This window comes from Azohydromonas lata (genome assembly GCF_034427735.1).
Taxonomy (GTDB): Bacteria; Pseudomonadota; Gammaproteobacteria; order Burkholderiales; family Burkholderiaceae_C; genus Azohydromonas; species Azohydromonas lata.
The window spans coordinates 47,594-60,754 of sequence record NZ_JAXOJX010000047.1 but is presented as its reverse complement, the minus strand read 5'-3'; the positions used below and the strand labels follow the sequence as shown (position 1 = coordinate 60,754).

15 protein-coding genes are annotated in these 13,161 nt (G+C 64.7%); 10 read left to right on the top strand and 5 right to left on the bottom strand.

The genetic code is table 11. The features are described 5' to 3' along the window. From SM757_RS24005 to SM757_RS23985, 5 genes are all read left to right on the top strand, one after another. Positions 1-416, top strand: a 416-nt coding sequence (locus SM757_RS24005) for an energy transducer TonB (RefSeq protein WP_322467328.1), incomplete at its 5' end; no start/stop codon positions are given. 47 nt (positions 417-463) lie between these two features. Then, entirely contained in the window at positions 464-1,222 is a 759-nt protein-coding gene (locus SM757_RS24000; RefSeq protein ID WP_066343025.1) for a MotA/TolQ/ExbB proton channel family protein, read from the top strand. Positions 1,223-1,252: 30 nt separating this feature from the next. Continuing rightward, positions 1,253-1,684, top strand: coding sequence for an ExbD/TolR family protein (locus SM757_RS23995; RefSeq protein WP_322467330.1), 432 nt, complete (start codon positions 1,253-1,255; stop codon positions 1,682-1,684). A 31-nt stretch (positions 1,685-1,715) separates the two neighbouring features. Next, positions 1,716-2,138, top strand: a complete 423-nt coding sequence (locus SM757_RS23990; RefSeq protein ID WP_322467327.1) for an ExbD/TolR family protein — start codon at positions 1,716-1,718, stop codon at positions 2,136-2,138. Between the two features lie 35 nt (positions 2,139-2,173). Further along, on the top strand, positions 2,174-3,145 hold the full coding sequence (locus tag SM757_RS23985) for an MBL fold metallo-hydrolase (RefSeq protein ID WP_322467326.1): 972 nt from the start codon (positions 2,174-2,176) through the stop codon (positions 3,143-3,145). 178 nt (positions 3,146-3,323) lie between these two features. Here SM757_RS23985 and SM757_RS23980 read toward each other — a convergent pair whose 3' ends face one another. Beyond that, positions 3,324-5,051 carry an SIR2 family protein gene (locus SM757_RS23980; protein ID WP_322467325.1) on the bottom strand — a complete coding sequence of 576 codons (1,728 nt, stop codon included), beginning with the start codon at positions 5,049-5,051 and terminating at the stop codon, positions 3,324-3,326. Between the two features lie 187 nt (positions 5,052-5,238). Between SM757_RS23980 and SM757_RS23975 the strand changes: the two genes are divergently transcribed. From SM757_RS23975 to SM757_RS23965, 3 genes are all read left to right on the top strand, one after another. After that, positions 5,239-6,030, top strand: a complete 792-nt coding sequence (locus SM757_RS23975; protein WP_322467324.1) for an SDR family NAD(P)-dependent oxidoreductase — start codon at positions 5,239-5,241, stop codon at positions 6,028-6,030. Positions 6,031-6,100: 70 nt separating this feature from the next. After that, the gene (gene gloA, locus SM757_RS23970) at positions 6,101-6,502 is read left to right on the top strand and encodes a lactoylglutathione lyase (RefSeq protein WP_066343013.1); all 402 of its coding nucleotides are present in this window, start codon (positions 6,101-6,103) and stop codon (positions 6,500-6,502) included. 36 nt (positions 6,503-6,538) lie between these two features. Beyond that, the gene (locus SM757_RS23965) at positions 6,539-7,183 is read left to right on the top strand and encodes an FMN-binding negative transcriptional regulator (protein ID WP_322467323.1); all 645 of its coding nucleotides are present in this window, start codon (positions 6,539-6,541) and stop codon (positions 7,181-7,183) included. 668 nt (positions 7,184-7,851) lie between these two features. Here the strand turns inward: SM757_RS23965 and eda are convergent. After that, entirely contained in the window at positions 7,852-8,484 is a 633-nt protein-coding gene (eda, locus tag SM757_RS23960; RefSeq protein WP_066339497.1) for a bifunctional 4-hydroxy-2-oxoglutarate aldolase/2-dehydro-3-deoxy-phosphogluconate aldolase, read from the bottom strand. Further along, positions 8,475-10,286, bottom strand: coding sequence for a phosphogluconate dehydratase (gene edd / locus SM757_RS23955; RefSeq protein ID WP_322467322.1), 1,812 nt, complete (start codon positions 10,284-10,286; stop codon positions 8,475-8,477). Before edd ends, eda begins: the two co-directional genes overlap by 10 nt. Positions 10,287-10,399: 113 nt before the next feature. Here edd and SM757_RS23950 point away from each other — a divergent pair, with 113 nt between their 5' ends. Then, positions 10,400-11,041, top strand: coding sequence for a gamma-glutamylcyclotransferase (locus SM757_RS23950; protein ID WP_066339509.1), 642 nt, complete (start codon positions 10,400-10,402; stop codon positions 11,039-11,041). A 54-nt stretch (positions 11,042-11,095) separates the two neighbouring features. On the opposite strand, the gene SM757_RS23945 is transcribed toward SM757_RS23950, so the two are convergent. Further along, a complete protein-coding gene (locus SM757_RS23945) occupies positions 11,096-11,743 on the bottom strand; it encodes a nucleotidyltransferase family protein (RefSeq protein ID WP_322467321.1) in 648 nt (215 codons plus the stop codon). A gap of 136 nt (positions 11,744-11,879) precedes the next feature. Between SM757_RS23945 and pdxH the strand changes: the two genes are divergently transcribed. Then, positions 11,880-12,518, top strand: a complete 639-nt coding sequence (gene pdxH / locus SM757_RS23940; protein WP_322467320.1) for a pyridoxamine 5'-phosphate oxidase — start codon at positions 11,880-11,882, stop codon at positions 12,516-12,518. Positions 12,519-12,564: 46 nt separating this feature from the next. Here the strand turns inward: pdxH and msrA are convergent, their stop codons facing one another. Beyond that, entirely contained in the window at positions 12,565-13,098 is a 534-nt protein-coding gene (msrA, locus tag SM757_RS23935; protein WP_322467319.1) for a peptide-methionine (S)-S-oxide reductase MsrA, read from the bottom strand. Positions 13,099-13,161 lie beyond the last annotated feature (63 nt).

Below are 13,161 nucleotides of genomic sequence, written 5' to 3'. Positions count from 1 at the left end.
ATAAGAGACAGATCCAGCGCCCAGCGCCGCAAGCCCCTGCCATCACCAGCGTGCCGGTGGCGCCGCCGCCGGCCCCGCCCGCGCCCCCGGCCCCGCCGCCTGAGGCGCCGCCCGCCCCGGTTCAAAGAACCGCACCGGTCATCAATTTTTCGGGCTGTGCCAAGCCGGACTACAACGCGGCGGCGCGGCGCGCCGAGGCGCAGGGGTCCACGGTGATCAGCTTCCTGATCGACACCGACGGCCGCGTGCTCGAAAGCCGCGTGGACCGCTCCTCCGGCGCAACGCGAGAACACAAGATGCTCGACCGCCTGGCGGTGGACGCGCTGGCGCAGTGCCGCTTCAAGCCCGGCACCGTCAACGGCCAGCCGGAGCGCTCCTGGTCGCGTGTCGAATACGTCTGGAAGCTGGTGGACTGATCGTCCCCGGCGCACCTCCTCCTCATTCCCAAGTCCGCCCCCGCACCATGCTCGCCAAGAACAAGACCCTCTGGACCCGGCCGCTCGTCGCGGCCCTGCTGGCCGGCTGCAGCCTTTACGCCGGGGCGCAGGCCGTGCAGACCCAGGCCGTCGCCAACCCCTACGGGCTGCAGGCCATCTGGGAGCAAGGCGACCTCGTGGCGCGCGGCACGCTGGTGCTGCTGCTGCTCATGTCCATGGGGAGCTGGTACGTGATCTTCACCAAGCTGTTCGAGCAGCGCCGGCTCATGAAGAGCGCCAGCGCCGCGGCGCAGAGCTTCTGGAACGCCGACAGCGTCAAGGCCGGCACGCAGGGCCTGCAGACGGGCAGCGCCTTCCGCTTCATCGCCGAGGCCGGTTTGAAGGCCAGCGAGCACCACGAAGGCAAGCTCACCGAGCAGATCGACCGCCACACCTGGATTTCCATGTCCATCCAGCGCGCCATCGACAACGTGGCCAGCCGCCTTCAGGACGGCCTCGCCTTCCTCGCCACCGTGGGCTCCACGGCGCCCTTCGTGGGCCTGTTCGGCACGGTCTGGGGCATCTACCACGCGCTCACCGCCATCGGCATCAGCGGGCAGGCGAGCATCGACAAGGTGGCCGGCCCGGTGGGCGAGGCGCTGATCATGACGGCCATCGGCCTGGCGGTCGCCGTGCCGGCGGTCATGGGCTACAACTGGCTGATCCGCCGCAACAAGGCCGCCATGGAGCAGGTGCGCGGCTTCGGCAGCGACCTGCACAGCGTGCTGCTGGCGGGCAAGCGCTAAGACCTCGCACGGGAGCCGACGGCCATGGCCATGGGCATGACGCCGCAGGACGGCGCAGACGGCGAGGAGGCGATGATCTCCACCATCAACACCACGCCCCTGGTGGACGTGATGCTGGTGCTACTGATCATCTTTTTGATCACGGTGCCGGTGGTGACGGCCTCCATCAAGCTGGAGCTGCCCAAGGAGCGCAACCAGCCCACGCAGACCAAGCCGGAGAACGTCGTGCTGGCGGTGGACCGCGACGGCGGCATCTTCTGGGGGCTGGAGCCGCTGGACATCGACGCGCTGCAGGCGCGGCTGCGCGTGGTGGCGGCCAAGGACGAGCAGCCCGAGATCCACATCCGCGGCGACATGGCCGCCCGCTACGAGGCGGTAGGGCGCGTGGTGGCGGCGTGCCAGAAGGTGGGCATCCGCAAGATCGGCTTCATCACCGAGCCCCCGGCGAGCGGCGGGCGCTGAAGCAGCCCGCGGCGCAAGAGGAATCACTTCCATGGCGATGCAGTTCCGCGACCACAGCGAGGACGACGGCCTGATGGCCGAGATCAACACCACGCCGCTGATCGACGTGATGCTGGTGCTGTTGATCATGTTCATCATCACCATCCCCATACAGACGCACGCCGTGAAGATGGAGCTGCCGGTGGCCGCGCCCTCCACGCCGCCCACGCCGCCGCAGATCGTGCGCATCGACGTGGACGCCGCCGGCACCGTGACCTGGGACGGCGAGGCGCTCACCCGCGAGGCCCTGGAAGCCCACCTGGGCGCCGCTGCCGCGCAGACGCCCCAGCCCGAGTTGCACCTGCGCGCCGACCGGGCCGTGCCCTACGCCGCGGTGGCCGGCGTGCTGGCCGCAGCGCAGCGGCAGCGGGCCACGCGCATCGCCCTGGTGGGCAACGAACAATTCCTGCCCTGAGCACTGGACGGAAGCTTCACGAGATGACGACCCCCATGGACCTGCCCTCCTTCATGCAGCGCGCCGCCGACGGCGTGTACGCGATAGACACCGGCTTCCAGCGCGAGGGCTTCGACGCCGCCTGTCTGCTGGTGCAGGACGGCCGGGCGGCCTTCGTGGACGCCGGCACCAACTTCGCCGTGCCGCGGCTGCTGGCGGCGCTGGACGTGCTGGGGATCGCGCGCGAGGCGGTGGAGATGGTCATTCCCACCCACGTGCACCTGGACCACGCGGGCGGTGTCGGCCTGCTGATGCAGGAGCTGCCCGCGGCGACGCTGTGGGCGCACCCGCGCGGCGCGCGCCACCTCATCGACCCGCGCGTGCTGTGGCAAGGCGCACTGGCCGTGTACGGCGAGGAGGAGATGAACCGCTCCTACGGCCGCCTGGTGCCCGTGGACGCGTCGCGCGTGCGCACGACGGAGGACGGGATGGAGCTACGCCTGGCGGGCCGCGTGCTGCGCGTGCTGGACACCCCCGGCCACGCCCGCCACCACCACTGCCTGTGGGACGAAACCAGCGGCGGCGTGTTCACCGGCGACACGTTTGGGCTGAGCTATCGGGAATTCGACGTGGCTGGAAAAGCCTGGATATTCCCGACCTCCACGCCGGTGCAGTTCGAGCCGGATGCACTGAAGGAATCGGTGCTGCGGATTGCGGCACTGCATCCGCAACGGCTTTATCTGACGCACTTCGCCTGCGTGAGCGACGTGCCGCGGCTCACCGCCCTTTTCCTTTCGATACTGGATGCGATGGTGGCGCTTGGGCGTGGGTTACCGGATTCTCCGGAGCGGCATGAGGAATTGAAGGCTGGGTTATTTGAAATTTATTTGGCCAGCCTTCGGCAGCATGGATGCGCGATGACTGACTCGGAAATTCATTCGCTTTTGGAGATGGATTTGGAGTTGAATGCGCAGGGGATGGGGGTTTGGTTGGAGAAAGAGGCAAAGCAAAATATTTCCAAAAACTGAGAAATTAATAAAAGAAAGCGTTATCACTTTAGGAGATGAAGAAGGGTGGAGCGCAATACAATACACGACTGCGCCCTGGCTTCACTAAAATTTATACAAAGTTAAATTCCAAAAAGTTTCCTTTCAAAACCAAACTATCAGCCAGCACACCACAACAACATCTCTTCTTCTAAGGCTTTTAAGGTGACGCCACCCCCGAATGCCACCCAAAGCAAATATAATCATAAAAGCAAGCCAACTTTTTAAATTGAGTAGACTTTGAGTCTTTATTTTTTATAAATCCAAAATTTACGACAAGAAATTTTTTCACTAAAGCACAATCAAAATTTTCACCCTCTAGATAAGCCAAATATATTGCTGCTTTTTCAGGACTATAAAAATCTACAATTTCGGCGGCAGATTTTCCAAGAACATCTCTATTGTAAGATTTTTCATAGCTTTTATTTCTATAAAAAATCAAATCACCGGAATAATGCTTATCTAAATTGATTCCAAGTCTTTTGCAATCCTCATATGAACTCGCACCGATAGCTTTAAGATATTTGAAAATAGGAAGATAAGTGTTATTTTTACCAAGCATAGGAATCGTTTTATTAACCACCAAATTTGGCTTAAGCGCACGATCTTCCAATATCAAATCGGAGAATAAATCTATCGAACCGAATCCCTCATAACCCTTTTCAGACGCCCTTTCTTCTGCGGCCACTCCCACGCCAGCAACAAACTCCACGTCATCTTTGCTTTGAATTTGGTCAATGTATTTAACAAACAGCTTGGCCGACGGTTCAGTTGTTCGCACCAAATCATAAAGCTGCTCCTTAAAAAATCTCAATATACGGATCGGCAATTTTCTTTTAGACTCTTGTAGCGCAGAATACACAGACGAAAAATCATCTGTTTTTACGACGGTTATTGGCAATTGCGACTTATCTATGGCAATAAATGAAGGAATAACGCTCGCCGAAGCACCATGAGCTTGTTGCACAAAAATCAAATTATTTTGAAGCTTGTAGACTTTATCCGACCCTAAAGCATCCAGTATATTCCTCAACAAAAATCCAATATGAGGATCATGCAATGAATATCCTAAAAATATAATGGGGTGCTCGACAAATAAAGTAATCAACTTTGCAGCTAAGTACGGATTTTTTCTTTCAAAATCCTTATAGTCATCTTTCGTTAGAACCAATGAAGATGGATCGCTGGCACAGCCATGTATTTTATATATTTCCGCTATTGATTGAGGATTCGAAAACAACAATTCGTTTTGACCAAAAAAAACTTTATAATCTCCAAATAGCGACTCAAGCATGCCATCCCAGTTGGTTGTTATAACCCCGTCTATGCTTATATTGCGCAACAGAGATACCTCCTCCGCGAGAGGCATGTCCGCAGCATTTTTAATCTCAAGAGAGCTCAAGTAAATACATATTTCCATTCGCAGAGGATCAGATTTTTGCTTAACCTTCGATTTATGTATTAAACGACTTTCTTTATAATTATCACTTGACCACCAATAGGCATGAAAATCTTCATCCATTAGAGACGCCACTTGCGCCAAATCCCCATCAGCCAAGGAGTTATAGAACTCAAAGTCTTTTATGCCTTCACAAAATTTTCTAAGAAGCCTTTCCCAGGTCTCTAGACCCAAGTATCTTCTAGAAAGTCCGGAGCCAACAAATATAAAAGGGGCAGACGCAAACTGCTTTAAATGTTCAATGAGTTGCTGCCTTATGTCCATATAAGTCCAAAAATGGGTCACTAAATTCAAAGCGCCAAAATTCAGAAATGATATCTCGCAGCCCAGTAAATTGCCAAAATACTGACCACGAAACCACTTCCCCAGAATGAATCTATATGTTACACCTTTTTTTGCAACTTGTACATACCATCGAAATTTGGCCATAACGGATTTTAATACACCAAATTATATCGGTATTTTCATGCAAGATCAAAATTGATTGCCCAATACATTATAAAATTTGAGTCACCAATCAATCGCGAATAAAAGCAAAATCGCCCGATACAAAGTATTATTTTCCTGATATTCACCCTTCTAAACTTCCCTTCTTAATCCCAAGGAAAGCCTACCCATGTCCTCCATCACCTTCGGCCTAACCGACCGCGTCTTCGTCATCACTGGCGCCTCCCAAGGCATAGGCGCCGCCTGCGCCCGCCGCCTGATCGCCGACGGCGCCCGCGTCGCGTTGTGGGACGTCGCCGATGAGCCCGGCCGCGCGCTGGCCGAGGAGCTGGGCAGCGAGGACGGCCGCGCCCTGTACCAGCGCTGCGACGTCGCCTCCAGCGCCGACGTGCAGGCCGCCATGGCCGCCACGCTCACCTTCTTCGGCCGCGTGGACGGGCTGGTCAACAACGCCGGCATCTTCCGCGCCGCGGAATTCCTCGACATCACGGAAGCCGACTGGGACGCCGTCATCGCCGTCAACCTCAAGGGCGCCTTCCTCGCCGGCCAGGCCGTCGCGCGGGAGCTGGTGCGCCAGGGCACGGGCGGGGCCATCGTCAACATGAGCTCGGTCAACGGGCGCACGGCCATTCCCACGATTGCCAGCTACAACGCCAGCAAGGGCGGCATCGACCAGCTCACGCGCGTGATGGCGCTCTCGCTCGTGAAGCAGGGCATCCGCGTCAACGCCGTGGCGCCGGGCACCATCGCCACCGAGCTGGCCCGCCAGGCGGTGCTCACCAGCGAGGCGGCCCAGCAGCGCATCCTCAGCCGCACGCCCATGGGCCGCCTGGGCGAGCCGGACGAGGTGGCGGACACGGTCGCCTACCTGCTCAGCGACGCGGCCAGCTACGTCACCGGCGAGGTCGTGGTCGTGGACGGCGGGCGCATGGCGCTCAACTACACGATGCCCGCCGCCTGAGGACGCGCCGTCCGGGAGCCGGGTGGCAAACTCGCCGGCCCAACTGCATCACCACCGGAAGGCACAAGCCATGCGACTCCTTCACACCATGCTGCGCGTGGGCAACCTGCAGCGCTCCATCGACTTCTACACGCAGGTGCTGGGCATGGAGCTGCTGCGCACCACGCAGCGCCCCGAGCAGCAGTACGACCTGGCCTTCGTCGGCTACGGCGGCGGCAACCCGGGCCAGGCTGAGATCGAGCTGACCTACAACTACGGCACCGACCAATACGAGCTGGGCACGGCCTACGGCCACATCGCCATCGGCGTGCCGGACGTGGCCGCCACCTGCGCGGCCGTGCGCGACAAGGCCGCCGCCCTGGGCGGCGCCATCACGCGCGAGCCCGGCCCGGTCAAGGGCGGCTCCACCGTCATCGCCTTCATCACCGACCCGGACGGCTACAAGATCGAGCTGATCCAGCGCGGCACCTGAGCCCCCGGCCCTTCCTCACCTCACGTCCCTCGCCCCATGTCCCGTTCCCTCTACCAGCCCAGCCACGGTTTCTTCCAGCAGCAGGACGCCGCGACGCTGCACGCACTGATGCGCGCCCATCCGCTGGCCACGCTGGTGCACGTGGGCCCGCACGGCCCGGTGGCCGACGTGGTGCCGCTGGAGTTCGTCGCCGACGCGGGCGAGCACGGCACGCTGCGCGGCCACGTGCCGCGCGCCAACCCGGTGTGGCAACAGGCGCAGGGGCAGGAGGTGCTGGTGCTGTTCCACGGCCCGCAGGGCTACGTCAGCCCGGGCTGGTACGCCACCAAGGCCGAGCACGGCAAGGTGGTGCCGACCTGGAACTACGCCGTGGTGCAGGCCCGCGGCCCGCTGCGCGCCATCGAGGACGCCGCCTGGCTGCGCACCGAGCTGGGCCGCCTCACGGCGCACCACGAAGCGGCCGTCGGCGGCCATTGGGCGCTGGAAGACGCGCCGGCCGACTTCACCGACAAGCTGCTGGGCGCGATCGTGGGCATAGAGATCCCCGTGGCCTCGCTGGAAGGCAAGTTCAAGCTCAGCCAAAACCAGCCCACCGTGAACCGGGATGGCGTGGAGGCGGGGCTGGAAGCGCAAGGGGCGCCTGCGGCGGCGCTGCTGGAGCGCATGCGGGCGACGCGGTGAGGGGCGAAGGCTGAGGCGTTGAGGGCTACGGCCTGTCCCTTACGCACACTGCCCGCCGCAAGAGTCCGTCAGCGGTCCGTCAGCGCCAGCCGGAGGCCGATCGGCAGCGCCCCCCGAGTCGTCATTCCCGCGCAGGCGCACTGCTGTCCGGGGAAAACGTAACGGTGGCCGCACAAGGCTGTAGGCCGAAGAAAAACCGCCGTCATCCCGGCGAAGGCCGGGATCCACGCGCACCAAGGCGCTGGCGTGAAGCCTGTTGGCACGCTGCGGTGCACAACAGGGCGACATCTCGGCACTCGTGGATTCCGGCCTTCGCCGGAATGACGACCTTTTTTCTTGCGGCCTGCACCCGTAGCACTCGTGGTGCTTGATTGAGCAGCGTGCCCGTCACCGTTACGTTTTCCCCGGACAGTAGTGCGCCTTCGCGGGAATGACGAAGTAGAAAGCGAAGCGCTTCGGCTGACGGGATGCCGTCGCCAGGCTGCAGACCGCCGCTCGTGGATGCCCGCTTCCGCGGGCATGACGGGGTAGAAGGCGAAACGCCTTCGCTGCCGGGATGCAGGGGTGCCGCCCCCAAGTCATGGACCGCCGCTCGTGGCTGCCCGCTTCCGCGGGCATGAAGGGGTAGAAGCGTGGCACCTCGGCTGATGAGATGCCCTCGCCTCCTCTCACTTCCTCAGCGCCTGCGCCTCCCGCGCCAGTTGCGTGATGCGCTTCCAGTCTCCGGAGGCCACCGCATCGGCCGGCGTGAGCCAGGAGCCGCCGCAGACCTTCACGTTGGGCAGCGCCAGGAAGTCCGGCGCGTTCTGCGGCGTGAGGCCGCCCGTCGGACAGAACACCACGTCGCCGAACGGCCCACCCAGCGCCTTGAGCATCGGAATGCCGCCGGCCGCCGTCGCCGGGAAGAATTTCAGGAAGCTCAGCCCGTCCGCATTGGCGGCCATCACTTCGCTGGCCGTGGCCACGCCGGGCAGCAGCGGCAGGCCGATTTCGCGGCACTCCAGGCTGATCTCGGACACGTAGCCCGGCGTCACGGCGAACTGGCAGCCCGCGTCGCGCGCGGCGCGGGCGTCCGCCACCGAGCGCACGGTGCCGGCGCCCACGATGGCGTCCGGCACCTCGCGCGCAATGGCTTCCATGCACTGCAGCGCCACGGGGGTGCGCAGCGTCACTTCCAGCACGCGCACGCCGCCTTCGACCAGGGCCTGCGCCATGGGCACGGCGTCTTCCAGCCGCTGGATGACGATGACGGGAATGACTGGGCCGTAGCCGGCCAGCTCAAGTGCGTTGTTCACAGCCATGTGCAGGCGCCCTCCTCGGCGCTGTTGACGTTGCGGCGCATGCCGCCGAAGAGCTCGCGGCCCAGGCCGTGAGCGTTGTCCTCGGCATGCGCCGGGGAGATGGTGGCCAGCTCGCGCGCCGACCAGTCGGCGTCGTCCACCAGCACTTCCAAGGTGCCGGCGACGGCGTCCATGCGAATCAGGTCGCCATCGCGCACCCGGGCCAGCGGCCCGCCGTCCAAGGCCTCGGGCGTCACGTGGATGGCCGCCGGCACCTTGCCGGAGGCGCCGCTCATGCGCCCGTCCGTGACCAGCGCGACGCGGAAACCCTTGCCCTGCAGCACGGCCAGCGGCGGCGTGAGCTTGTGCAGCTCCGGCATGCCGTTGGCGCGCGGGCCCTGGAAGCGCACCACGGCGATGAGGTCGCGCTCCAGCTCGCCGGCCTTGAAGGCGGCCATGAGCGCTTCCTGCGAGTCGAACACCCGCGCGGGCGCCTCCACCACGTGCCGGTCGCCGGGCACGGCCGAGACCTTGATGACGGAGCGGCCCAGGTTGCCGGTCAGCAGCTTCAGCCCGCCCGTCTCCGAGAACGGCGCCGAATGGGTGCGGACGACGGCCGGGTCGATGGGCGACGGCGGCAGCGCGCGCCAGGACAGGCGCCCCTGCTCGTCGCGCGCAGGCACCTGGGTGTAGTGGCCTATGCCGCCTTCGGCGACGGTCATGACGTCCGGGTGCATGCAGCCGGCGTCCAGCAGCTCGCGCAGGACGAAGCCGGGGCCGCCGGCCCTTTGAAAATCGTTCACGTCGGCGCTGCCGTTGGGGTAGACGCGCGCCAGCAGCGGCACCACGGCGGAGAGCTCGGCGAAGTCGGTCCAGTTGATGAGGATGCCGGCCGAGCGCGCCACGGCCACCCAGTGGATGAGATGGTTGGTGGACCCGCCCGTGGCCAGCAGCGCAGCCATGGCGTTGACGATGACGCGCTCATCCACCTGCTCGCCGATGCACTGCTTGCGCTTGACCAGCGACACGGCGGTGCGCAGGGCTTCGCGGGTGAGGTCGTCGCGCAGGCCGTCGTGCGGATGGATGAAGGCGGCGCCGGGCACGTGCAGGCCCATGGCCTCCATCAGCATCTGGTTGCTGTTGGCCGTGCCGTAGAAGGTGCAGGTGCCGGGGCCATGGTAGGCGGCGCTCTCGGCCTTCAACAGCGCGTCGCGGCCCACCTTGCCCTGCGCGTATTCCTCGCGCACGTGGGACTTTTCGGTGTTCGAGAGGCCGCTGCTCATCGGACCGCCGGGCACGAAGACGCAGGGCAAGTGACCGAAGTGCAGCGCGCCTATGAGCAGCCCGGGGACGATCTTGTCGCAGATGCCCAGCAGCAGCGCGGCGTCGAACACGTCGTGGCTGAGCGCGATGGCCGTGCCCATGGCGATGGTGTCGCGCGAGAACAGGCTCAGCTCCATGCCCGGCGTGCCCTGCGTGACACCGTCGCACATGGCGGGCACGCCGCCGGCCACCTGCAGCGTGGCGCCGCTGCGGCGGGCCTCGTCGCGCAGCAGCGCGGGGTAGCTCTCGTAGGGCTGGTGGGCCGAGAGCATGTCGTTGTAGGCCGTGACCACGCCGATGTTGGGTGCCCGCTCCACGACCACTTTCAGCTTGTCGTTGCCGGGCAGCGCGGCAAAGGCGTGGGCGACGTTGGCGCAGCCCAGGCGGTCGCTGCCGCGCTGGCGGCCCCCAAGGCGGCGCACCTGCGCCAGGTAGGCGCTGCGCGTGGCGGCGCTGCGCTCGCGTATGCGTTCGGTGATGTCGAGGATGGCGGTCTTCATGGGCGTGCGGGGCTTCATGTAACTCGGTTACCCATTCTGAAGTAACCAGGTTACAGCGTCAAATCCGTAGAAGCCCGGGGCCGGCAAGCGGGGCACCCGCTACGCTTTCGGCCATGGACGAGACGCTGTCGCAAGAGGCCCTGCTGCAAGAGAGCCTGCTGTTGCGCGATCCGCTGAAGCTGCTGCAGCAGGTGCGGCAGGAATGGGAGCGCGCGGGCCGGGGCGACTTGTGGGTGTTCGGCTACGGCTCGCTGATCTGGCGCCCGGAGTTCGAGGCCGAGGAGCACCGCCCCGCGCAGGTGCACGGCTACCACCGGGCACTGCGCATGCGCTCGCGCATCAACCGTGGCACGCCAGAGCGCCCGGGGCTGGTCTATGCGCTGGTGCCGGGCGGCTGCTGCCGCGGCATGGCCTACCGGCTGGCCGCCGCGCGGGTGGAAGACGAGCTGCCCCGCCTGTGGGCGCGCGAGATGCCCACCGGCGTCTACGACCCGCGCTGGCTGCAGTGCCGCACGGCCAGCGGCACGGTGCGCGCGCTGGCCTTCACGCTGAGCCGGCGCAGCCCAAACTACACGGGCCAGTTGTCGGAGGAGGAGATCCTGGAGGTGCTGCGCCACGCCCGCGGGCGCTACGGCAGCACGATGGACTACCTGCTGCATACCGCCACGGCGCTGCGCCGCCACGGCATGGCCGATCGGGAAAGCGAAAAGCTGCTGGCCCTGGCGCGGCGGCATCGGCTGATCGAGGAGCGCTGAAAACGAAAAGGCCGCTTGCGCGGCCTTGTCTGCTTTTGGGCGGGTGGGTGCGCCTCACCAGGCGGGCGGCGCGGGCGCGAAGGCGCGGGGGCCGGGCGGGGGCTGCAGGCTGGCGGCGTCGCGCAGGGATTCCACGTCCATTTGCGTGCCGGGGTCGTCCACGTCCACGCCACAGGACGGATAGCGGGCCACCAGCCGCCGCGCGGCGCTGTCGTCGGGCAACAGCACCAGCTCCGAATACAGCTCGGCGCCGAAGCCCACCGGATGCCCGCGCCGCCCCGCGTGCTGCGCATAGGCCACCGCGTGCACACGCAGCGCCTGCGCCACGGCCACCAGCGTCGAGGGCAGCACCAGCGGCATGTCGGCCGGCAGCACCACCCAGCCGGACGAGCCGGGGCGCGCGCTCACGCCGGCGGAAATGCATTCGCTCAGGCCCGGTGTGCCGTCGCGGCCGTCGGGCAGCAGCACGTCCGGCACCACCACCACGTCGCGCGCGGCCAGTTGCGTGCACGCCCGCGCGGCCAGGGCTTCCCGGGTCACCGCCAGCACCGGCAGGCCACTGGCCACGGCCACGCGCAGCGAGGCCTCCAGCATGTCGCCGTCATCGAGCTGGCGCGGCGAGCGCAGCGGCCCGTAGAAACGACTTCCCCGACCAGCACCCAGTACGACGACCGTGGGGCAGAACGCCGTGTCAAGCACCATCGAGTCACCTCCGTCAAGTGAGCGGCCGTCAAAGAAGGGGCAGTCTCGTTGCGGTGCAACAAAAATCAAAGTGGGAACTCCCCCTAGGGCCGACCTCCTATGTGGAACACCCTGTTCAAGGGTTTATCCTCGGTTCATGGATACCCGACTTGCAGATTTGCGCAAGAGCTACGAACGCGCGGAGCTCGATGAACAGGCTTCGCTTGCCGATCCGATCAAGCAGTTCGAGCTGTGGCTGCAGCAGGCGCTGGACGCGCAACTGGCCGAGCCCAACGCGATGACCGTGGCCACCGTGGGCGCCGATGGACGGCCGTCCACGCGCGTGGTGCTGATCAAGGGCTGCGACGAGCGCGGCATCGTCTGGTACACGAACTACAACAGCCGCAAGGGCCGCGAGCTGGCGGGCAACCCCTTCGCGGCGCTGCAGTTCCACTGGGTGGAGCTGGAGCGCGTGGTGCGCATCGAGGGCCGCGTGGAGAAGGTCAGCGACCAGGAGTCGGACGCCTATTTCGCCTCGCGCCCGCTGGACTCGCGCCTGGGCGCCTGGGCCTCGCCGCAGAGTGAAGTGATTTCCGGCCGCACCGTGCTGGTGGCCAACGCGGCCAAGGCCGGCGTGCGTTTCGGCCTCAACCCGCCGCGGCCGCCGCACTGGGGCGGCTACCGGCTGGTACCGGACGGCTGGGAGTTCTGGCAGGGCCGCAAGTCGCGCCTGCACGACCGGCTGCGCTACCGGCTGCAGGAGGGGCAATGGGTGCGGGAGCGGCTGGCGCCCTGACCCATTGCCCCAAGGGCGCCCCGGCGGGTACGGGACGCCGGATCGCTCAAGCCGCCCTCACCCGCGACTTGAACGTCTTCCTGAACTTCTCCACCTTGGGCGCCACCACGAAGGCGCAGTAGCCCTGCCCGGGGTTGTTGGCGAAATAGTGCTGGTGGTAGGCCTCGGCGCGGGAGTAGTTGCGCTCGGGAACCAGTTCCGTCACCACGCGACCGCCCAGCGCCTCGTTGACCTCGGCCATCACCTCGCGGGCGACGGCGGCCTGCTCTTCGCTGTGGGTGTAGATGCCGGAGCGGTACTGCGGCCCAACGTCGTTGCCCTGGCGGTTGCGCGTGGTGGGGTCGTGGATGGTGAAGAAGATCTCCAGCACCTCGCGCAGCGGAATGCGCTCGGGGTCGAAGCTCACGCGCACGACTTCCGCATGGCCGGTGTCGCCCTCGCAGACCTGCTCGTAGCTGGGATGCAGGACGTGGCCGTTGCTGTAGCCCGACTCCACGGCCAGGACGCCGTCCACCAGCTCGTACACCGCCTCCAGGCACCAGAAGCAGCCGCCGCCCAGGGTGATGGTTTCAGAAGCCATGTACGCCGTCCTTTCGCAAGCAGCCGCCCCCGGCCGCGAGGCGTGGATTCTGCGGCCGGGGCG

Bases quoted from the DNA above. Each gene is read 5' to 3' on its own strand.
- SM757_RS24000 (WP_066343025.1), top strand. From the start codon at position 464: ATGCTCGCCAAGAACAAGACCCTCTGGACCCGGCCGCTCGTCGCGGCC.
- SM757_RS23995 (WP_322467330.1), top strand. From the start codon at position 1,253: ATGGGCATGACGCCGCAGGACGGCGCAGACGGCGAGGAGGCGATGATC.
- SM757_RS23990 (WP_322467327.1), top strand. From the start codon at position 1,716: ATGGCGATGCAGTTCCGCGACCACAGCGAGGACGACGGCCTGATGGCC.
- SM757_RS23985 (WP_322467326.1), top strand. From the start codon at position 2,174: ATGGACCTGCCCTCCTTCATGCAGCGCGCCGCCGACGGCGTGTACGCG.
- SM757_RS23980 (WP_322467325.1), bottom strand. From the start codon at position 5,051: ATGGCCAAATTTCGATGGTATGTACAAGTTGCAAAAAAAGGTGTAACA.
- SM757_RS23975 (WP_322467324.1), top strand. From the start codon at position 5,239: ATGTCCTCCATCACCTTCGGCCTAACCGACCGCGTCTTCGTCATCACT.
- gloA (WP_066343013.1), top strand. From the start codon at position 6,101: ATGCGACTCCTTCACACCATGCTGCGCGTGGGCAACCTGCAGCGCTCC.
- SM757_RS23965 (WP_322467323.1), top strand. From the start codon at position 6,539: ATGTCCCGTTCCCTCTACCAGCCCAGCCACGGTTTCTTCCAGCAGCAG.
- eda (WP_066339497.1), bottom strand. From the start codon at position 8,484: ATGGCTGTGAACAACGCACTTGAGCTGGCCGGCTACGGCCCAGTCATT.
- edd (WP_322467322.1), bottom strand. From the start codon at position 10,286: ATGAAGACCGCCATCCTCGACATCACCGAACGCATACGCGAGCGCAGC.
- SM757_RS23950 (WP_066339509.1), top strand. From the start codon at position 10,400: ATGGACGAGACGCTGTCGCAAGAGGCCCTGCTGCAAGAGAGCCTGCTG.
- SM757_RS23945 (WP_322467321.1), bottom strand. From the start codon at position 11,743: ATGGTGCTTGACACGGCGTTCTGCCCCACGGTCGTCGTACTGGGTGCT.
- pdxH (WP_322467320.1), top strand. From the start codon at position 11,880: ATGGATACCCGACTTGCAGATTTGCGCAAGAGCTACGAACGCGCGGAG.
- msrA (WP_322467319.1), bottom strand. From the start codon at position 13,098: ATGGCTTCTGAAACCATCACCCTGGGCGGCGGCTGCTTCTGGTGCCTG.